Origin of the sequence: Saccharopolyspora antimicrobica (assembly GCF_003635025.1) — a bacterium.
Taxonomy (GTDB): Bacteria; Actinomycetota; Actinomycetes; order Mycobacteriales; family Pseudonocardiaceae; genus Saccharopolyspora; species Saccharopolyspora antimicrobica.
The window spans coordinates 7,795,671-7,813,869 of sequence record NZ_RBXX01000002.1; the positions used below are offsets into that span (position 1 = coordinate 7,795,671).

Here is an 18,199-nt window from a genome sequence, read left to right on the forward strand (position 1 = left end):
GCAGCGCTGGTGGAGCTGGTCGGATCCGGCCTAGCGCCGATGCTCTCCCGGTCGGCATCGATCGGTCCAACAGGTTGTTGCCATGGGACCGATCGGAGATCACGATGGATGCGTGGAACTCCGCCAGCTCGCCTACGTCGTCGCGGTCGCCGAGACCGGCAGCTTCACCCGGGCCGCGCAACGCTGCTTCGTCGTCCAGTCCGCGCTCAGCGAGCAGGTCGCCCGGCTGGAGAGCGAGCTGGGGGTCCGGCTGTTCGAGCGCACCAGCCGTCGCGTCCAGATCACTCCGGCCGGCGAGGGGTTCCTCGGACCTGCCCGGGAAGCGCTGGCCGCCGCCGAGCGCGCACGCAGCGAAGCAGTCGCCCGCAGCAGCGAGATCCGGGGCAGCCTGGTCATCGGCAGCATCGCTCCGCTCACCGCGGTGAACCTGCCCGACCTGCTCGCCGCTTACCGGGAGAGGCACCCGGCGGTTCGCGTGACCCTGCGCTCCTCCCTGGTCCGGGACCAGCTGCAACAGGTCCGCGAGCGCACCTGCGACATCGCTTTCGTCGACATCGGCACGGGTGAGCTCCCCCGCGGGTTCTCCGGGCGCGTGCTCAAGAACGACGATCTCGTCGCGATCGTCCCGCACGGCCACCGGCTGGCCGGGTCAGCGGTGGTCACGCCCGCGCAGCTGGCGGAGGAGGACATGGTCGACATGCCGCTCCGCTCCGGCATCCGGGGCCACAACGACGCCGCGTTCGCCGCGGCCGGGGTCACCCGCACCGTCGCCTTCGAGGCCGACACCACGGCGATGCTGGAACAGCTCGTCGCGCGCGGCCTGGGCCTCGGCGTGGTCTTCGCCGCCGTCGCCGCCCGGATGTCCACTGTGGATAGCATTCCGACCGCCGGGATCGCATCCCGCACGGTCCAGGCGGTTTCGCTCACGTCCGGCATCTCACCCGCCGCACGGGCGTTCCTGGAGCTGCTGGACGAACACCGTTGATCGTCCGCACCGGACGATGACGCCGAACCGGCATCCGGGACGCGGTCGAGGCCGGGCGCCGTCGGCACCCTCGCGAGCACTTCCCGCCGCCCGACCTGCATCAACATCATCAGCTCGCACCCCTATGAGGCGCATGCAACTATCTCGCACATCACAGTACCTGCAAATTGAACTAGGCGGCGCGTGCAACTATTGTCGACGCCTGTAAGACACAAACGCAGTCGTACAGGAAAGGCCTCGACATGCCTCTCGCGCTGCTGGCCCTGGCCATCGGGGCCTTCGGGATCGGCACCACCGAGTTCGTGATCATGGGGGTGCTCCCGCAGGTCGCGGGCGAGTTCGGCGTCAGCATCCCCGCCGCGGGCTGGCTGGTGTCCGGCTACGCGCTCGGCGTCGTCATCGGCGCGCCGATCCTCACCGTCCTGGGCACCAAGGTGTCCCGCAAGAAGATGCTGCTGTTCCTGATGGGCGTCTTCGTCGCGGGCAACGCGCTGTCCGCCATCGCCCCCACCTTCGCCGTCATGCTCCTCGGCCGCATCGTCGCCTCGTTCGCGCACGGCGCGTTCTTCGGCATCGGCTCGGTGGTCGCCGCCGGCCTGGTCGCCCCGGCGAAGAAGGCCTCGGCCATCTCGCTGATGTTCATGGGCCTGACCGTCGCCAACATCGTCGGCGTGCCCGGCGGCACCTACGTCGGACAGGTCTTCGGCTGGCGGGTCACCTTCGGCATCGTCGCGCTGCTCGGCGTGATCGGCTTCCTCGGCGTCGCCGCGCTCGTCCCGGAGCAGGGCAAGCCCGAGGCCGCGAGGATCCGCACCGAGTTCGCCGCGTTCCGCAACGTTCAGGTCTGGCTCGCGATGGCGATGACCGTCCTGGGCTACGGCGGCGTGTTCGCCGCGATCACCTACATCGCACCGATGATGACCGACGTGGCCGGCTACTCCGAGGGCGGCGTGACCTGGCTCCTGGTGCTGTTCGGCATCGGCATGTTCCTGGGCAACCTGCTCGGCGGCAAGTTCGCCGACAAGGCCCTGATGCCCATGCTGTTCGTCGCGCTGGCAGCCCTGTCCGGCACCCTGCTGCTGTTCACTGTCACCGCGCACAGCCAGGTCCTCGCCGCGATCACCCTGCCCGTCATCGGCGCGCTGGGCTTCGCGACCGTGCCGCCGCTGCAGAAGTGGATCCTCGACCAGGCCTCCGCTGCGCCGACCCTGGCCTCGGCCGCCAACATCGGCGCTTTCAACCTCGGCAACGCCCTCGCCGCCTGGCTCGGCGGTGTCGTGATCGCAGCCGGGTACGGCTACACCTCGCCCAACTGGGTCGGGGCCGTCCTCGCCGGCACCGCGCTGCTGCTGTCGTTCCTCGCGGCCTTCCTCAACCGCCGCACCCGGACGACCGCACCCAGCACGCCCGCCGACATCGCAGCGCCGGTGGCCGCGGCCCAGCGCTGAACCCGCACCGAATCAACAGGAGTTCCAAGCAATCATGGTTCCCACCGTCACCCTCAACAACGGCATCGAGATCCCGCAGCTCGGCTTCGGCGTCTTCCAGGTCCCGGACGCGGAGACCACCGCCGCCGTCACCGCCGCCCTGGAGGCCGGATACCGCTCCATCGACACCGCCGCGATCTACGGGAACGAAGCGGGCGTCGGCCGCGCCATCGCCGAATCGGGCATCCCCCGCGACGAGCTGTTCATCACCACCAAGCTGTGGAACGACGACCAGGGCTACGACGCGACCCTCGCGGCCTTCGACCGCAGCCTGGCCGAACTCGGGCTGGACCACGTGGACATGTACCTCATCCACTGGCCGACCCCGGCCCGCGACCGGTACCTGGACACCTGGAAGGCGATCGAGAAGCTGGTCGCCGACGGCCGCGTTCGAGCCGCCGGTGTCTCGAACTTCCAGCCCGCGCACCTGCGGCGGCTGCTCGGCAGCAGCTCGCTGGTCCCGGTGGTCAACCAGGTCGAGCTGCACCCGGGCCTCCAGCAGCGCGAGCTGCGCGTCCTGCACGCCGAGCACGGCATCGCCACCGAGGCCTGGAGCCCGCTGGCCCAGGGCGCGATGCTGCGCGAGAGCGCGCTGACCGACATCGCGGAGCGGCACGGCAAGTCGCCCGCCCAGGTGGTCATCCGCTGGCACCTGCAGCTGGGCAACATCGTGATCCCGAAGTCGGTCACCCCGTCCCGCATCCGCCAGAACATCGACGTCTTCGACTTCGCCCTGACCGAGGACGAGATGACCGCGATCGCCGGTCTCGACCGCGGCCTGCGCACCGGCCCGGACCCCGACACCCTCAACTGACCGCCCGCCGGGGAGGCCGCACGCTCCGCGCGGCCTCCCCGGCGCTGCCCCGCAGGAACCACGATGCCTTCCGATCTCACCGCACTGGACCGCCTCGTCGGCCCGACCGGCCTGCCGACGCTCGGCCTCGAGCTCCCGCTGGACAACGACTGGGGCGAGACCCGGCTCCACGCCGATCGCGCTGAAGGCCGTCCCTTCGGAGTTCCGGACCTGTCCGAACACGCCCGCCTGGCCCAGCTGGCCGACGACCTCGGCTTCGCCGCCCTGTGGGTGCGGGACGTCCCGCTGTACGACCCGGTCCAGTTCGGCGACGCGGGTTCGGTCTTCGAGACCTTCACGCACCTGGGGCACCTGGCGGCCATCACCGAACGCGCGGTGCTCGGCACTGGCGCGGTCGTGCTGCCCCTGCGCCAGCCCTGGCTGGTCGCCAAGGCCGCCGCCACCGTCGACGTGCTGTCCGGAGGACGGTTCGTGCTCGGCCTGGCCAGCGGTGACCGGCCGGTCGAATATCCGTTGTTCGGCTTGGACTTCCACGCCCGCGGGGCCGCGTTCCGCGAGGGTGTGGAGATCCTCCGCGCCGCTTGGGCACCACGTTCCCCTGGCGAGGGCATCGATCTCCCGGACCTCGGGTTGACCGCCGACCGCCGGCTCGAGGTGCTGCCCGAGCCGACCGGTTCGACGATCCCGATCGCCATCGCCGGCAGCGCACAGCAGTCCGCCGAGTGGATCGCCGAGAACGCGGACGCGTCCCTCAACTACCCCCGTCAGTTGGGGGCGCTGCGCAAGAAGACTGCCGAGTGGCGGCAGCTCACCGGAGACGCCTCGAAGCCGTATCTCACCCCGATGCAGCTCGACCTGCTCGACGACCCGACCGCCGACCCCACCCCGCTCCGGCTCGGCATGCGGACCGGCCGACTGGCCCTCATCGAGCAGCTGCGCGAGATGGGTGAGCTCGGCGTCGCGCACGTCTCCTTCAACGTCCGCCCCGGAGACCGCCCGGCCGAAGAGGTGATCGAGGAGCTGGCGCACGAGGTGCTGCCGCACTTCCCCACCAGTTGAGGGCAGGCACCGAATCGTCCACCGTGGACAGAATCCACGATGGACGATTCGGTGTGCTATTCGGCGCCGCGCGTGCCGAGCACGGTGGCGCGGAACGAGGTCACCACGGGGCGCAGGTCGATGTGGTGCCATGCCGCCCAGAGCTGGACACATCCTTCGTGCCAGGGGAGTTCGCGCACCTCGATGTCCTCCGTGGTCGCACTCGCCATGCTCTTCTGCACGAGCGCGAGCCCGAGCCCGGAGGCCACCAGCCCGAGCGCGGTCAGCGGCTCAGCGGCGTCGAGGCGGATGTCCGGCGTGAAACCCGCTGCGGCGCAGGAGGCGATGAAGGTGTCCCGCCAGGCCGGGTCCTGGGCGTTCTCGATCGCGACCCACGGCAGGCCGTCGAGGTCACCGGGCACGATCTCCGCCTTGTCGGCCAGCGGGTGCTTCGCCGGCACCGCCAGCAGCAACGGGTCCTGGAACAGCGGCGCGGCCACCAGGTCCGGATCGTCGGCGGACGGCGGCTGGTGGACGAGCGCGATGTCGAGACTGCGCTGGCGCAGACCTTCGAACTGCGCGCTGGGCGACAGGTTGTACAGCGCGATGTGCACGTCTGGCTGGGCATCGTGCAACGCGCGCAACGCACCGGGGAGGATGCCGGTGTGGATGGCATCGGCGACGTATCCGATGCACAGGCCGCCTTCCTCTCCGCGGCCCAGCCTGCGGCCGAGGTTCTCCAGGCGGTCGGCGTGCTGCAGCAGCGCGCGCGATTCGACCAGGAACACCTGGCCGTCCCGGGTGAGCCGGATCCGCTGCTGGGAGCGCTCGAACAGCGTGAGCCCCAGGCTCTTCTCCAGCTGCGCGATCTGCCTGCTGAGCGGTGATTGCGAGATGTGCAGCCGCTCGGCGGCCTGACCGACGTGCTCGGTTTCGGCGACGGCGACGAAGTAGCGGAGCTGCCGCAAGTCCAACATCGTAAGACCTCTGAAGACTCAACTCTGTCCAAGCAAGTCTTGGACAGTCTTAAGTCTGGTTCCTAGTCTGGAACTTGTCAACCGACGGAGCGCGAGCCGACAGGACGCGCTTTCCCGTCACAGCACGGAATTCGAGGGGTTCCACAGCATGTCCATCAAGTCCCACCTGCCCGGCGAGCTCGGCTTCGGCACCGCACCGCTGGGCAACATGTTCCGCGCCATCCCCGACGAGGAGGCGGCGGCCACCGTGGAGGCCGCCTGGAACAACGGCATCCGCTACTTCGACACCGCCCCGTTCTACGGCGCGGGCCTGGCCGAGATCCGGCTGGGCGAGGTGCTGGCCGACCACCCCCGCGACGACTACGCCCTGAGCACGAAGGTCGGCCGCATCATCCTCGACGAGATCGAGGACCCCGCTTCCCGCGATCTGGGCGAGAAGGGCGGCATCTTCGAGCACGGGCGGCCCAACAAGATCGTCGCCGACTACTCGGCCGACGCCACGATCCGCTCCATCGAGGACAGCCTCAAGCGACTGCGGACCGACCGCCTCGACTTCGTGTGGGTGCACGACGTCGCGCAGGACTTCTACGGCGACGAATGGGTCGCCGCCTACGAGTCCGCTCGCACCGGCGCGTTCCGCGTCCTGCAGAAGCTGCGCGACGAAGGCGTGATCAAGGGCTGGGGCCTGGGCGTCAACAAGGTCGAGCCGCTGGAGATGACGCTCGACCTCGACGAGCCGAAGCCCGACGGGTTCCTCCTGGCCGGCCGCTACACGCTGCTCGACCACGAGCGCGCCCTGCAGCGCCTGCTGCCCGCCGCCGAGGCCCAGAACGTCGACATCGTCGCCGGCGGCCCGTACAGCTCCGGCATCCTCGCCGGCGGACAGCACTTCGAGTACCAGAAGGCTCCTGCCGCGATCATCACCAAGGTGGAGCGCATCAAGGCGCTCGCCGAGCAGCACGGCGTGAGCATCAAGGCGGCGGCGCTGCAGTTCTCCCTCGCCCACCCGGCGGTCGCCGCGACCATCCCCGGCGCCACCCGGCCGAGCCGCATCGCCGAGGACGTCGCCGCGCACGCCGAGACCGTCCCGGCGGAGTTCTGGACGGCGCTGCGCGCCGAAGGCCTCATCGCGCAGAACGCCCCCGTCCCCCACGCCTGACCCACACCCGACCAGGAGACGACCATGGCAACCACCACCGCGACCACCGACATCCCGGTGCCCGCCGATCGCGTCTGGCAGCTCATCGGAGGCTTCGACTCGTTGCCCGACTGGCTGCCCTACATCCCCGCGAGCGAGCTGAGCGAGGGCGGGCGCGTCCGCAGCCTCACCAACGAGGACGGCGGCACCATCGTCGAACGGCTCGAAGCCTTCGACAACGACGCCCGCACCTACACCTACTCGATCGTGAAGGCCCCGTTCCCGGTCACCGGCTACCGCTCGACCATCACCGTGCACGCGGTGTCGGGCGCGCAGAGCCGAGTGGAGTGGTCCGGCACCTTCACCCCGGACGGAGCGAGCGACGAAGAGGCGATCGCCCTGTTCCACGGCATCTACACCGACGGCTTGGCGGCGCTGAAGAAAACCCTCGGCGCGTGACTCCGAGCACCTCGCGGATGCCCGCCCGCGCGAAGCAGGCGGGCATCGCCGGTTTCGCAGGTCAGTCGACGTCGAGCGCGACGCGGCCCAACTCGCCGAGGTCGGCGACCAGGCGATCGCCGGTGCCGATCGCCGTTGGCGGGCACAGGGTTCCGCTGAGCACGATGTCACCGGCTTCCAACCGGATTCCGCGGTTCAGCAGGTGCCGCGCCAGCCACGCGACCGCCTCGACCGGGTCGCCCATGACGGCCTTCGCACTGCCCGGGATCTCCCGGTCTCCGATCGACAAGGTGGCGACGGCCTCCGCCAGGCTTCCACCGGGCAGCGCGACGCGGGGGCCGAGCACGGCTCGCGCGGCGTTGGTGTTGTCCGCGACCAGCATCGGGAGCGTCGGCGCGGCTCCTCGCCACCTGCTGTCGACGATCTCGAAGGCGGGCGCGACCTCGGCCGTGGCGTTGCGGACATCACTCGCGGTCACCTCCGGCCCCGGCAAGGGCTCGCCGAGGACGAAAGCGATCTCGACCTCGACCTTCGGCGCGAACAACCCGGCGGTGGACAGCGACCGGCCCGCCGGGAGCAGCCTGCCGGCGAGCAGGTGCCCGGCCGCCGGTTCAACGGCGCCGAAGGCGTCTCGCGCGGGCTGGGACGTGAGACCGATCTTGTAACCGATCACCCGCTCACCGGCTCCGACCGCCAGTTCCCGGGTGGCGTCCACCACGGCGTGAGCGAGCTCCAGGTCGTCGAGCCAACCCGCCACCTCCGGATCGACCGGGGGCGCGCCGCCTCCCGCGTGCCACAATCGCCTGGCCAGTTCCGGGATCGCGTCGTTCTGCACGGGTCTCCTCACGGAATCGATAGTGTCTGATATTTTGGACGTTGTCTGATTCTTGGCACTGGGAGGAAATCATGGCCCGCCTGACCGCTCCAGCCCTCCGCCGGGGCCTGGACATCCTCGAGATGCTCGCCGAGAGCAGCGAGGAGCTGCGCGTTCCGGAGATCACGCGGCGGCTGGGCCTGCCGCGGGCCACCACGCACGAGCTGGTCAACACGCTCGTCGACCGCGGCTACCTCACCCTGTCCAAGGAGACCGGCCGCGTCGCGCTCGGCGTCAAGGCCCTGCAGCTCGGCGCCGGGTACGAGCGCGGCATCGATCTCGCCAGCGTGGGGCGCGAGTGCGCGACCGAGGTGGCCGCCGCCTGCGGTGAGACGGTCCAGGTCGTCGTGCGCGACGGCGCGTTCGTCGTGTTCATCGTCCGCATCGACAGCACGCACCCGGTCCGCCTCGTGTCGCAGGCCGGAAGCCGGTTGCCCGCCACCTGCACCGCCGGCGGCAAGGCGATGCTCAGCGCACTCCCGGCCCCCGAACTCGATGCGCTGTTCCCGGACGACCGGGCGCTGCAGAAGATGACGCCGAACAGCATCGGAACCCGCCACCGGCTGCTGGCCGACCTGGACGCGGCGCGCGAACGCGGCTGGGCCGAGGAGAACTGCGAGTCCAACGACCACGCCGCCTGCGTCGCCGCACCGGTGTACGACCGGCTCGGCGCCTGCGTCGCCGCCATGAGCATCTCGGTGCCGGTCGTGCGGTGGAGCGACTCCGAGAAGCAGCGCCACGTCGAACTGGTCCTCACCGGAGCGAAGGAGATGTCGAAGCGCCTCGGCGCCTCCGACGCGACATGACGCTCACCTGCCCGCCGGGAGGATCACCGCGCGACCGGTCGCTCCCCGCGAGAGCGCGGCGTAGGCCTCGTTGATCTGCGAGAGCTCGTACTGCTCGCCGAGCAGCTTGTCGAGCGGCAGGTGACCGGCCTTGAACAGGCCGATCAGCTTCGGGATGTCGACCGGTGCGTTGGCCGAGCCGTAGAGGCTGCCGATCAGCCGCTTCTCCTGCTGCACCAGGGGGTTGATGGGCACCGGGACGGTGGCGCCCACCTTGCCGAGGCCGACGGCGACCACGGTGCCGCCCGTTCCCACCGCCCCGAACGCCTGCTCCAGGGTCTGCGGCGCACCGACCGCGTCCAGCGCCCAACGCACCGGCCGCGGCGAGATCCTCGCCAACTCCTCGACGACGTCGTGCGTGCGCGCGTTGATCGTGTGGGTCGCGCCGAGTTCGAGCGCCCTGCCCAGCTTGGCGTCCACTGTGTCCACTGCGATGATCGGGCTGGCGCCGACCAGCCGCAGACCCATCACCGCGCTGAGCCCGACACCGCCGGCCCCGATCACCACGACGCCCGATCCGGCGACGTCCGTCATGACGTTCAGCGCCGCGCCGACGCCGGTCACCACGGCGCACCCGGTGATCGCCGCGACCGCGGGCGGCACGTCCGGGTCGACAGCGACCACTGAGCGCTCCGACACCACGCACTGCTCGGCGAAGCAGGAAACCCCCATGAGGTGGTGGATCTTCTCGCCGTTCAGCGTCAACCGCGACGTCCCGTCGGGCAGACCGCCCGAGCTCGCCTGCACCTTCCCCAGCGGGCACAGAGCGGGCCGACCGGTCAGGCAGAACTCGCACTCACCGCACCGCGGGCGCCACAGGGTGATGACGGTGTCGCCGGGCCGAACCCGGGTCACCCCAGCACCGACGCGCTCGACGACACCGGAGCCTTCGTGCCCGAGCACCGCGGGCAGGCGCCCCTGGAGATCGCCGTTCATGTAGTGCAGGTCGCTGTGGCACACCCCCGCAGCGAGCACTCGGACGGTGACCTCGCCCGGCCCGGGGTCGTCGAGGTCGACGTCCTCGACGGTCAACGGCGTACCGGGCCGGTGCAGGACTGCTGCTCTCATCGAACCTCGCCTCAGTTGTACGAAACTTCGGACACTGTCTTACCGGTTGAGTATCAAGACGCCCACTGCCGGCGTCAAGGCCATTGACTGGGCCGGACGAGAGTGCAACTGTGTCTTGACAGAAAGACGTTGTCCGAAATATTAGACACAGGAAGAGGGTCCCGATGACCGCTGCGACGAGCCCGCAGGAACTCGCGCACAAGCTCGACGCCGCCTCCAGCGCGTTCGAGCAGTGGAGTCGCCTCCAACCGGCCGACCGCGCCCCCGCTTTGGAGGCCATCGCCTCGGCTCTCGAGGAGGCCGCGCCGAAGCTCGTGGCGATCGCGGACGAGGAAACCGCCCTCGGGGAAACCCGGCTGAACAACGAGGTGGTCCGCACCGCGTTCCAGCTCCGGCTCTTCGCCCGGGCGGTGACGCGGGGCGAGCACCTCGGCGCGACGATCGACCACGCCGACCCGGAGTGGCCGATGGGCGCGCGACCCGACCTGCGCAGGGTGCTCCGACCGCTCGGCCCGGTCCTCGTCTTCTCCGCCAGCAACTTCCCGTTCGCGTTCAGCGTCGCCGGTGGGGACACCGCCTCGGCGCTCGCCGCCGGGTGCTCGGTCGTCGTCAAAGCGCACTCCGGTCACCCGCGACTTTCGGCCGCCACGGCGGAAGTCGTGCGGCGGGCCCTGGAGACCACCGGCGCACCCGAGGGGCTCTTCGACGTCGTCTTCGGCACCGATGCCGGGCGCACTGCCATCACGGATCCGCGGGTGAAGGCGGGCGCGTTCACCGGCTCGATCGAGGCGGGCCGGGCGCTGTTCGACCTCGCCACCAGCCGACCGGAGCCGATCCCGTTCTTCGGCGAGCTGGGCAGCGTCAACCCGGTCTTCGTCACGAGGGGCGCCGCCGAACGGCGCGGACCGGCGATCATCTCGGAGTTCGTCGGGTCGTTCACGCTCGGCGCGGGGCAGTTCTGCACGAAGCCGGGCATCCTGCTGGTGCCCGCGTCCGCCGGGCTCGCCGACCAGCTGTCCGGTGCTGTTCCGGACAAGCCGCTGACGCTGCTCAACGACCGCGTCCGGACTTCCTACGCCAGCGCCCTGGACGAACTGCGCAGCGCCGCGGGCGTGCGCGTCCTGGCCAGCGGCGGTCCCGGCTCGCCAACGGTCCTGCGCACGACCTCGGCCGAACTGCTGGGCTCCCCCGAGACCTACCTCCAGGAGGTCTTCGGCCCCGCCACGCTGGTCGTCGAGTACGCCGAGGAGGGCGAACTGCTCGAGGTGGCCGAGATCGTCGACGGCCAGCTGACCGCGACCATCCAGGGCGAGGACGACGACGAGATCGCCGGCGAGCTGATCGAACTCCTGGCGGGCAAGGCCGGGCGCGTGCTGTGGAACCAGTGGCCCACCGGTGTTTCGGTCACCTACGCGCAGCAGCACGGCGGCCCCTACCCGGCCACCACGGCACCGGCCACGACCTCCGTCGGAACCGAGGCCGTCCACCGGTTCCTGCGACCGGTCGCGTACCAGAACGTCCCGCAGCACCTGCTGCCGCCGGCACTGCGCGACGCGAACCCGTTGGGGATTTCCCAGCGGATCTCCTGAGAACAAGCACGGGGGCGCTACCGCTCGGGTAACGCCCCCGTTGCGCATCTCTCGCCGCTCAAGGCAGGCGGACGTGATGCGGAGCGATTCCGGCGGTCGAGTTCAGACCGAGCAGCTGGAGGCTGCGCGAGTACTCCTCGCGCAGGATCTCCACGACGCGTTCCACCCCGCGCTCGCCGCCCGCCATCAGGCCGTACAGGTAGGCGCGGCCGATCATGACCGCGTCCGCCCCGAGCGCCTTCGCCGCGATGATGTCCTGGCCGTGGGTGATGCCGCTGTCCAGGATCACCGCGGGGTCGGGGCCGAGCTCGGCGCGGATCTCGGGCAGCACGGCCAGCGTCGCCGGAGCGCGGTCGAGCTGCCGCCCGCCGTGGTTGGACACGATGACGCCGTCCGCACCCTCCTCGACGGCGCGACGGGCGTTCCCCGGGCTGAGGATCCCCTTGACCAGCAGCTCGTGCGGCCAGCGAGCGCGCAACCAGGCCAGGTCCGCGTAGCTCAGCGTCGGCTCGAACGCGACGTCGGCGACTCGGGTCGCGTCGAGTCCGCTGCCGGCGATGCTGCTCAGCGACGCGAAGGTGATTGGTGCGGTGGTCAGCTTGTTCAGCGCCCAGGACGGGCACCGCGCCATGTCGAGCAACGTCCGCGCGGTCAGTGCAGGCGGAATCGTGAGGCCGTTGCGCGTGTCCTTGAGACGCCTCGCCGCCACCGGTGTGTCGACGGTGAGGAGCACCGCGGTGAACCCGGCCGCGAGCGCGCGGTCGAGCAGCTCCTCGTTGAGGCGCCGGTCGCGGGTCAGGTAGAGCTGGAACCAGTGCTGCCCGCCGGGAGCCGCGGCGGCGACGTCCTCGACGGTCGAAGTGCCCACTGTGGACAGCGCGTAGGGCAGCCCGTTGCGAGCGGCGACGCGCGCCACCGCCACCTCGCCCTCGTGGTGCATCATCCGCGTGTAGCCGGTCGGCGCGAAGATCAGCGGCATCGCGATCTCCTGGCCGAGCACCTCCGCGGACAACTCGGGGCGGTCGACCGGCGACAGGTACTCCGGTACGAGCTCCACCGCCGCGAACGCCGCCCTGTTCCGCCGGACCGTCAGCTCCGCGTCGGCCGCACCGTCGACGTAGTCGAACACCGCGCGCGGCGTCGTGCGCGCCGCCACCGCCCGGAGGTCGCCGATGCTCAGCGCGGCGCCGAGCCTCCGCTCCACCGGGTTGAAAGTCGGCTTGCGCAGGCGGAGGAGCTCGCGGAGCTCTGTCCACCGAGGACGCTGTCGCGCAACGCGAGGTCGCTGCTGAACCGGAGCCGGGGCTGCGGCGGGAACTCGGGTCGGGGTGGCGGTCACTGTTCTGCCTCTCGACGTGCGGATGGCCGATGCCGTTCGCAAGGGGTGACGAAATATTGGACGCAGTCCGAGAATTCGGATTCTCGCCCCGCGCTTCGACGGCGGTCAAGACTTGACGTGCCCGTTCGAATCCATCACCATCTGACTCACTCGCCAGACGGCGTCTTATATTTCAGACGGGAGTCGGAATGGAACTGGGTCTGCAGGGAAGGACCGCACTCGTGTGCGCCTCCACGTCCGGACTGGGCCGGGCGACCGCCCGGGCGCTGGCCGAAGAGGGCGTCACCGTCGTGGTCACCGGCCGGTCGAGCGACCGGGCCCGAGAAGTCGCGGCCGAAATGCCCAACGCCGTCGGCATCGGCTGCGACCTGGTCGCCGACGGCGGCGCGGAACAACTCCTCACCGCTGCCCGCAAGGCCGTCGGGGACATCGACATCCTCGTCCTGAACGGACCCGGCCCCGCGCCGGGACCGGCCCGCGACACCGACACCGCCGGAATCGAGCAGGCCATCGAAACCCTCGTCAAGCCACAGCAGTTGCTGGTGCGCAGCGTCCTGCCAGCGATGCTCGAGAAGGGCTGGGGCCGGATCCTGAGCATCAGCTCGACGAGCGTGGAAGCGCCCATGCCGAACCTCTCGCTGTCCAACCTCGGCCGGGCCGCGCTCGCCGGCTACCTCAAGACCCTCGCCACCGAGGTCGCCTCGCAGGGCGTGACGATCAACTCCCTGCTGCCCGGACGCATCGCGACTCCGCGCGCCCGGCAGATCGACGAAGCAGCCGCCCAGCGCACGGGCCGGACGTTGCGCGAGGTGGAGACCGCGTCGCGAGCAGCGATCCCCGCCGGCCGCTACGGCGAACCCGGCGAATTCGGCGCAGCAGCGGCATTCCTGTGCAGCGCACCAGCCGCCTACATCACCGGCACCGCTCTCCGGTGCGACGGCGGCCTGGTGCCGACCCTCTGACCCGTCGCACCTCCCCGACTCCCAACGACGAGAGCGGTGAACCCGCATGAACGACACCCACATCGCTGCCGGAGCAGCGCAGCGGCGCGACGAGGCACCACCGGCGGTCACCCGCCGGACCGGGCTCGCGGGCATGATCGGCACGACCATCGAGTGGTACGACTTCTACATCTACGGTCTCGCCGCGGCGCTGGTCTTCGGCACGGAGTTCTTCCCCGAGTTCTCCCCCGCGGCGGGCACGCTGGCCGCCTTCGCCACGTTCGCGGTCGGCTTCATCGCCCGGCCGCTCGGCGGCGTCATCTTCGGCCACTTCGGGGACCGCGTGGGCCGCAAGAACGCGCTCATGCTCACGCTGTTCCTGATGGGCGCGGCGACGGTCCTGGTCGGCCTGCTGCCGAACTACCACACCATCGGGATCTGGGCGCCGGTCCTGCTGGTCACGCTGCGGTTCCTGCAGGGCTTCGCCGTCGGCGGCGAGTGGGGCGGAGCGGTGACCATGGTGGTGGAATCGGCACCGGACCACCGCCGGGGCTTCTACGGGAGCCTGCCCCAGATGGGCGTTCCGCTGGGCCTCGTGCTCTCGACGACGGTGTTCGCCGCGATCTCCCCGCTGCCCGACGAAGCCCTGCGCGCCTGGGGCTGGCGGATCCCGTTCCTGCTCAGCATCGCGCTGATCGGGGTGGGGTTGTTCATCCGGTCCCGGATCACCGAGACCCCGACGTTCGTCCAGGCCAAGGAATCGGGGCGGACGCGCAAGCTGCCGGCCGCCGAGGCGTTCCGGAACCACTGGAAGGCGATCTCGTTGACCGTCGGCCTGTACGTCTCGGCCGGCGTGCCGTTCTACATCGTCTCGGTCTTCGTGCTGTCGTACGGCACCACCGAGCTCGACCTGCCGCGCGGCGTGCTGCTGACCGGGATGCTCGTCGCGGCACTGGTCGAGGCCCTGACGGTGCCCTGGTTCGGCGCGCTGTCCGACAAGCTGGGCCGGCGCCCGGTGTTCCTGACCGCCGCCGCGTTCACCGCCCTGCTCGCCTTCCCCTTCTTCTGGCTGCTGGAGTCCGGGCAGACCGGATTCGTCTGGCTGGCCATGCTGCTCGCGCTCGCCGTGGCCCACGCGGGCATGTACGGGCCGACCGCCGCGCTGTACGCGGAGCTGTTCAGCGCGAACGTCCGCTACACCGGCACCTCGATCGGCTACCAGCTCGGCGGGGTCGTGGCGGGATTCGTGCCGCTGATGACGGGCGCTCTCGTCGGCGCCGCGGGCGGTGCCTCCTGGCCGATCTCCGCGCTGTGGGCGGTATCGGCGCTGATCGGGCTGGTCTGCGCGCTGATCGTGCGGGAAACCCGGGGCCGCGACCTGCGTTCCGGGCCCGGCGCGGAGGGCTGACCGGACCAGCGGCACCGGGGCACGGCGTGCACGCGCCGTGCCCCGCCCGCGTGCATGACTGTCCAAGATGGACCTAAAGCTCGGCTTTCGCTCAGGTGGGAAATCCGCTGTGCCCGATGGGTTTCCGCGGCCCATCCGGCGACGCATACTGCTGGACGCCCGGCGATCTTCCGGTGTGCAGAAGCGACCAGTTCGGGGTGCGCATGGCCGAGTTGCACGACTTCCAGGACAGTGATTCGAAGCTCCGGCGCGATCTGTCCGCCCAACAACTGCTGTTCATCTCGATCGGTTCCATCATCGGCTCCGGCTGGCTGTTCGCGGTGCTCTCCGCCGGAGCCGTGGCGGGCCCGGCGGTGATCGTGGCGTGGGTGATCACCGCGATCCTGATCTCCGTGCTGGCCTTGAACTACGCCGAGACCGGCTCGATGATCCCGCGCAGCGGCGGCATCGCGCGCTACCCGTACCTGACCCACGGCAACTACCTCGGCTTCCTGCTGAGCTGGTCGATGCTGCTGGGCGGCGTGACCACGGTGGCCATCGAGGCGCTGGCGGTCGTGCAGTACGCCGCCGGTTACGTCACCACGTGGACCGGTGTCGAGCTCACCAGCCAGGGCGACGACGGCTCGACGCTGACCGGGACCGGCCGGGTGGTGGCGGTCGTGGTGATGCTGCTGTTCTTCTGCGTCAACGTCTTCGGCATCCGGTTCTTCGGCAAGTTCAACCAGTGGGTGAGCTGGTGGAAGCTGATCATCCCGGTGCTGACGTTCCTGCTGCTGTTCACCGTCTTCGACAGCTCGAACTTCACCGGCCACGGCGGGTTCGCCCCGCAGGGCTGGGGCGCGGTGTTCAACGCCATCGCGGTGTCCGGGATCGTGTTCGCCTTCCAGGGCTTCCGGGAAGGCGTCAACTTCGGCGGCGAGGCGCGGAACCCGCAGCGCGACATCTTCATCGCCACGGTCGGATCGGTGGCCATCTGCGCGGTCATCTTCGTGCTGCTGCAGGTGGCGTTCATCGGCGCTCTCGACTGGGGTTCGACGGGCGTCGCCCCGGGCGACTGGAGCGGGCTGGAGGGCAGCCGCTGGGCCGACCAGCCGCTCTACTCGGCGCTGGAGTCCACCGGGATCGCGCTGCTCGGCGCGTTCGGCGTGTTCCTGCTCATCGACGCGGCGATCTCGCCGGCCGGCACCGGCTGGATCTACCTGGGCGACACCGCCCGCACCCTGTACGGGATGGCGCTGCACGGCAGCATGCCGAAGGCCTTCGCCCGCGTCGGCGAGCGGACCCGGGTGCCGTGGCTGGGCATGGTCGCCTGCCTGGTCGCCGGGTGCGCGTTCTTCCTGCCCTTCCCCGGCTGGTACAAGCTGATCGGCTACACCTCGTCGACGGCCGTGATCACCTACCTCGCCGCGGCGCCGCAGCTGCAGGTGATGCGCCGGGTCGTGCCCGATGCGCCGCGGCCGTTCTTCCTGCGCGCGTCGAAGCTGCTGTCCCCGCTCGGTTTCCTCGCGGCGAGCATGATCCTGTACTGGTCCGGCTACGAGGTGCTGCAGGGCGTCGTCGCCACCGTGCTGGTCGCGCTGCCGATCTACGCGCTGTACCAGGGGCCGCGCCAGGGCAGGATGCCCATGACCGCCGCGACCTGGCTGGGGGCGGTGTTCGCCGTGCTCTGGATCGCCACCCAGGTGATCGGCCCTCTCGGCACCGACAGCCTGCCGTTCCTGGCTTTCTGGTTCCTGTCCGCCGCAGAGGTCCTCGGCTTCACCGGTTTGCTGTGGCTGATCAGCACTCCGGAGGGGCGTCGCGAGATCCGGGCGTCGAACTGGGCGGTCGCGCTGACCATGGTGCTGTACCTGGTCTCCTACTACGGGGCCTACGGACCGGCCGCCGCGCCGCTGCTGCCGTTCCCGTGGGACAGCGCCGTGGCGGCGGCGCTCGGCCTGGTCGCCTACTACTGGGCGGTGGGCAGCGGGTATTCGACGCAGGAGCTTCGTGCCAGTTTGTCCGGAGCAGACGATCCCGAAGGGGCGCGCAATGGTTGATGTCATCGTCGTCGGTGCCGGTGTGGTGGGTTCCAGCACCGCCTTCCACCTCGCCGAGAGCGGTGCGAACGTGGTGGTGCTCGACCCGCAGCAGGGCTTCGGCGGGCAGACGCCGCGCTCCGGTGGGATCGTCCGCGATCACCACGCCACCACCGTGGAGGCCGATCTCGCCCGGGAGAGCCTGACCGAGTACTACGAGTCGTGGTCGACGCGGATCGGCGGTGCGTGCGGCTTCACCCGGACCGGATTCGCCTACCTGGCCGATGAGGGCGACGCCGAAGCGCTCCGGGCCAACGTCGCCATGCTCCGGGCGCACGGAGTGCCCGATGAGTTGCTGACGCCGGAGGAGCTGGCCGAGTTGGAGCCCGCCATCTCGACGGAGGCGATCAGCGTCGCGTCCTACGAGGAGCGCAGCGGGTACGCCGACCCGGCCGCCACCACGATCAGCCTGCAGCAGGCCGCTCGCCGCCGCGGTGCGCGCTTCGAGCGGCTGCGGGTGTCGGCGCTGGTGGAGGAGTCCGGGCGGGTCGTCGGCGTCCGCGCGCAGAACGGTGTGCGGCGGGCCGATGCCGTCGTGCTCGCGACCGGTGCCTGGACGCCGCGGCTCACCGCCACCGTGGGCCTCGACCTGCCGATCCGCCCGGCTCGCATCCAGGTGATGCTCTACGAGCGGCCCTACGAGCTCACGACCCACCTGACGATGACGGACGTGGCCAACGACATCTACCTGCGCCCGACGGCGGACCGGTGCACGCTGGTCGGCCGCCACGCGCCGGAGCGCGAATGGCTGGACGACCCGGACGCCGATTCCGGAGAGCCCGACACCGACTTCGTCGCCGAGGGCCTGGCGCGGCTCGGCCGCCGGATCCCTGCGATGGCCGAGGCCCCGTACCGGCTCGGCCGGACCTGCGCGCTGGACATCACGCCAGACGGCCGCCCGATCCTCGGGCCGTCCGAGGTGCCGGGGCTGCACCTGGCAGTGGGTTGGAGTGGCTCGGGATTCGGCAAGGCCCCGGCGATCGGCGCGGAACTGGCCCGCTGGATCCTCACCGGCGCCCCGAAACGCCCCGAGCTCACCGCCTTCACCGACCGCCGCTTCGCCACCGGAGCGCTCATCCGGGGAGACCACGAGTACGGCGCCACCGGCCCGCACTGACACGTCCCACTTCCGGCCCAGCCCGACCAGGTGATTCCTGCG

Annotated in this window: 16 protein-coding genes; 12 read left to right on the forward strand and 4 right to left on the reverse strand. The window is 70.6% G+C overall.

Annotated features, from left to right (window positions below; genetic code table 11):
* Positions 1 to 112 precede the first annotated feature (112 nt).
* The 4 genes from ATL45_RS36670 to ATL45_RS36685 all read left to right on the forward strand — a co-directional run bounded on the left by ATL45_RS36670 (position 113) and on the right by ATL45_RS36685 (position 4,345).
* Positions 113 to 985, forward strand: coding sequence for a LysR family transcriptional regulator (locus tag ATL45_RS36670; RefSeq protein ID WP_170210458.1), 873 nt, complete (start codon positions 113 to 115; stop codon positions 983 to 985).
* 242 nt (positions 986 to 1,227) lie between these two features.
* Entirely contained in the window at positions 1,228 to 2,433 is a 1,206-nt protein-coding gene (locus ATL45_RS36675; RefSeq protein WP_093154452.1) for an MFS transporter, read from the forward strand.
* A gap of 34 nt (positions 2,434 to 2,467) precedes the next feature.
* The gene (locus ATL45_RS36680) at positions 2,468 to 3,286 is read left to right on the forward strand and encodes an aldo/keto reductase (RefSeq protein WP_093154449.1); all 819 of its coding nucleotides are present in this window, start codon (positions 2,468 to 2,470) and stop codon (positions 3,284 to 3,286) included.
* 63 nt (positions 3,287 to 3,349) lie between these two features.
* A complete protein-coding gene (locus ATL45_RS36685) occupies positions 3,350 to 4,345 on the forward strand; it encodes a TIGR03571 family LLM class oxidoreductase (protein WP_093154446.1) in 996 nt (331 codons plus the stop codon).
* 56 nt (positions 4,346 to 4,401) lie between these two features.
* Here ATL45_RS36685 and ATL45_RS36690 read toward each other — a convergent pair whose 3' ends face one another.
* A complete protein-coding gene (locus ATL45_RS36690) occupies positions 4,402 to 5,301 on the reverse strand; it encodes a LysR family transcriptional regulator (protein WP_093154444.1) in 900 nt (299 codons plus the stop codon).
* Between the two features lie 148 nt (positions 5,302 to 5,449).
* On the opposite strand from ATL45_RS36690, the gene ATL45_RS36695 reads away from it, so the two are divergent.
* Together ATL45_RS36695 and ATL45_RS36700 are read left to right on the forward strand one after the other, a co-directional pair.
* Positions 5,450 to 6,460, forward strand: coding sequence for an aldo/keto reductase (locus tag ATL45_RS36695; RefSeq protein ID WP_093154441.1), 1,011 nt, complete (start codon positions 5,450 to 5,452; stop codon positions 6,458 to 6,460).
* Positions 6,461 to 6,484: 24 nt separating this feature from the next.
* Positions 6,485 to 6,898, forward strand: a complete 414-nt coding sequence (locus ATL45_RS36700) for an SRPBCC family protein (protein ID WP_093154438.1) — start codon at positions 6,485 to 6,487, stop codon at positions 6,896 to 6,898.
* 61 nt (positions 6,899 to 6,959) lie between these two features.
* Here ATL45_RS36700 and ATL45_RS36705 read toward each other — a convergent pair whose 3' ends face one another.
* Positions 6,960 to 7,733, reverse strand: a complete 774-nt coding sequence (locus ATL45_RS36705) for a 2-keto-4-pentenoate hydratase (protein WP_121505454.1) — start codon at positions 7,731 to 7,733, stop codon at positions 6,960 to 6,962.
* A 71-nt stretch (positions 7,734 to 7,804) separates the two neighbouring features.
* On the opposite strand from ATL45_RS36705, the gene ATL45_RS36710 reads away from it, so the two are divergent.
* Complete coding sequence (locus ATL45_RS36710) at positions 7,805 to 8,578, forward strand: IclR family transcriptional regulator (protein ID WP_093154433.1); 774 nt, start codon at positions 7,805 to 7,807, stop codon at positions 8,576 to 8,578.
* A 3-nt stretch (positions 8,579 to 8,581) separates the two neighbouring features.
* Here ATL45_RS36710 and ATL45_RS36715 read toward each other — a convergent pair whose 3' ends face one another.
* Positions 8,582 to 9,685, reverse strand: coding sequence for a zinc-binding dehydrogenase (locus ATL45_RS36715; RefSeq protein WP_093154431.1), 1,104 nt, complete (start codon positions 9,683 to 9,685; stop codon positions 8,582 to 8,584).
* A 164-nt stretch (positions 9,686 to 9,849) separates the two neighbouring features.
* On the opposite strand from ATL45_RS36715, the gene ATL45_RS36720 reads away from it, so the two are divergent.
* Positions 9,850 to 11,274, forward strand: a complete 1,425-nt coding sequence (locus tag ATL45_RS36720; RefSeq protein ID WP_093154428.1) for an aldehyde dehydrogenase (NADP(+)) — start codon at positions 9,850 to 9,852, stop codon at positions 11,272 to 11,274.
* A 58-nt stretch (positions 11,275 to 11,332) separates the two neighbouring features.
* On the opposite strand, the gene ATL45_RS36725 is transcribed toward ATL45_RS36720, so the two are convergent.
* Positions 11,333 to 12,502: an alpha-hydroxy acid oxidase gene (locus ATL45_RS36725; protein WP_246025904.1), complete on the reverse strand. Its 1,170-nt coding sequence runs from the start codon at positions 12,500 to 12,502 to the stop codon at positions 11,333 to 11,335.
* A 332-nt stretch (positions 12,503 to 12,834) separates the two neighbouring features.
* On the opposite strand from ATL45_RS36725, the gene ATL45_RS36730 reads away from it, so the two are divergent.
* From ATL45_RS36730 to ATL45_RS36745, 4 genes are all read left to right on the forward strand, one after another.
* Positions 12,835 to 13,575: an SDR family oxidoreductase gene (locus ATL45_RS36730; protein WP_246025749.1), complete on the forward strand. Its 741-nt coding sequence runs from the start codon at positions 12,835 to 12,837 to the stop codon at positions 13,573 to 13,575.
* 46 nt (positions 13,576 to 13,621) lie between these two features.
* A complete protein-coding gene (locus tag ATL45_RS36735; RefSeq protein WP_093154420.1) occupies positions 13,622 to 14,962 on the forward strand; it encodes an MFS transporter in 1,341 nt (446 codons plus the stop codon).
* A 203-nt stretch (positions 14,963 to 15,165) separates the two neighbouring features.
* Positions 15,166 to 17,001 (forward strand): APC family permease, encoded by a 1,836-nt coding sequence (locus ATL45_RS36740; RefSeq protein WP_093154939.1) that lies wholly within the window; start codon positions 15,166 to 15,168, stop codon positions 16,999 to 17,001.
* On the forward strand, positions 16,994 to 18,157 hold the full coding sequence (locus ATL45_RS36745; protein WP_093154419.1) for an NAD(P)/FAD-dependent oxidoreductase: 1,164 nt from the start codon (positions 16,994 to 16,996) through the stop codon (positions 18,155 to 18,157). Before ATL45_RS36740 ends, ATL45_RS36745 begins: the two co-directional genes overlap by 8 nt.
* Positions 18,158 to 18,199 lie beyond the last annotated feature (42 nt).

Excerpts from the sequence above, each read along its gene's own strand:
- ATL45_RS36675 (WP_093154452.1), top strand. The coding sequence starts at position 1,228 with ATGCCTCTCGCGCTGCTGGCCCTGGCCATCGGGGCCTTCGGGATCGGC.
- ATL45_RS36680 (WP_093154449.1), top strand. The coding sequence starts at position 2,468 with ATGGTTCCCACCGTCACCCTCAACAACGGCATCGAGATCCCGCAGCTC.
- ATL45_RS36685 (WP_093154446.1), top strand. The coding sequence starts at position 3,350 with ATGCCTTCCGATCTCACCGCACTGGACCGCCTCGTCGGCCCGACCGGC.
- ATL45_RS36690 (WP_093154444.1), bottom strand. The coding sequence starts at position 5,301 with ATGTTGGACTTGCGGCAGCTCCGCTACTTCGTCGCCGTCGCCGAAACC.
- ATL45_RS36695 (WP_093154441.1), top strand. The coding sequence starts at position 5,450 with ATGTCCATCAAGTCCCACCTGCCCGGCGAGCTCGGCTTCGGCACCGCA.
- ATL45_RS36700 (WP_093154438.1), top strand. The coding sequence starts at position 6,485 with ATGGCAACCACCACCGCGACCACCGACATCCCGGTGCCCGCCGATCGC.
- ATL45_RS36710 (WP_093154433.1), top strand. The coding sequence starts at position 7,805 with ATGGCCCGCCTGACCGCTCCAGCCCTCCGCCGGGGCCTGGACATCCTC.
- ATL45_RS36715 (WP_093154431.1), bottom strand. The coding sequence starts at position 9,685 with ATGAGAGCAGCAGTCCTGCACCGGCCCGGTACGCCGTTGACCGTCGAG.
- ATL45_RS36720 (WP_093154428.1), top strand. The coding sequence starts at position 9,850 with ATGACCGCTGCGACGAGCCCGCAGGAACTCGCGCACAAGCTCGACGCC.
- ATL45_RS36735 (WP_093154420.1), top strand. The coding sequence starts at position 13,622 with ATGAACGACACCCACATCGCTGCCGGAGCAGCGCAGCGGCGCGACGAG.
- ATL45_RS36740 (WP_093154939.1), top strand. The coding sequence starts at position 15,166 with ATGGCCGAGTTGCACGACTTCCAGGACAGTGATTCGAAGCTCCGGCGC.
- ATL45_RS36745 (WP_093154419.1), top strand. The coding sequence starts at position 16,994 with ATGGTTGATGTCATCGTCGTCGGTGCCGGTGTGGTGGGTTCCAGCACC.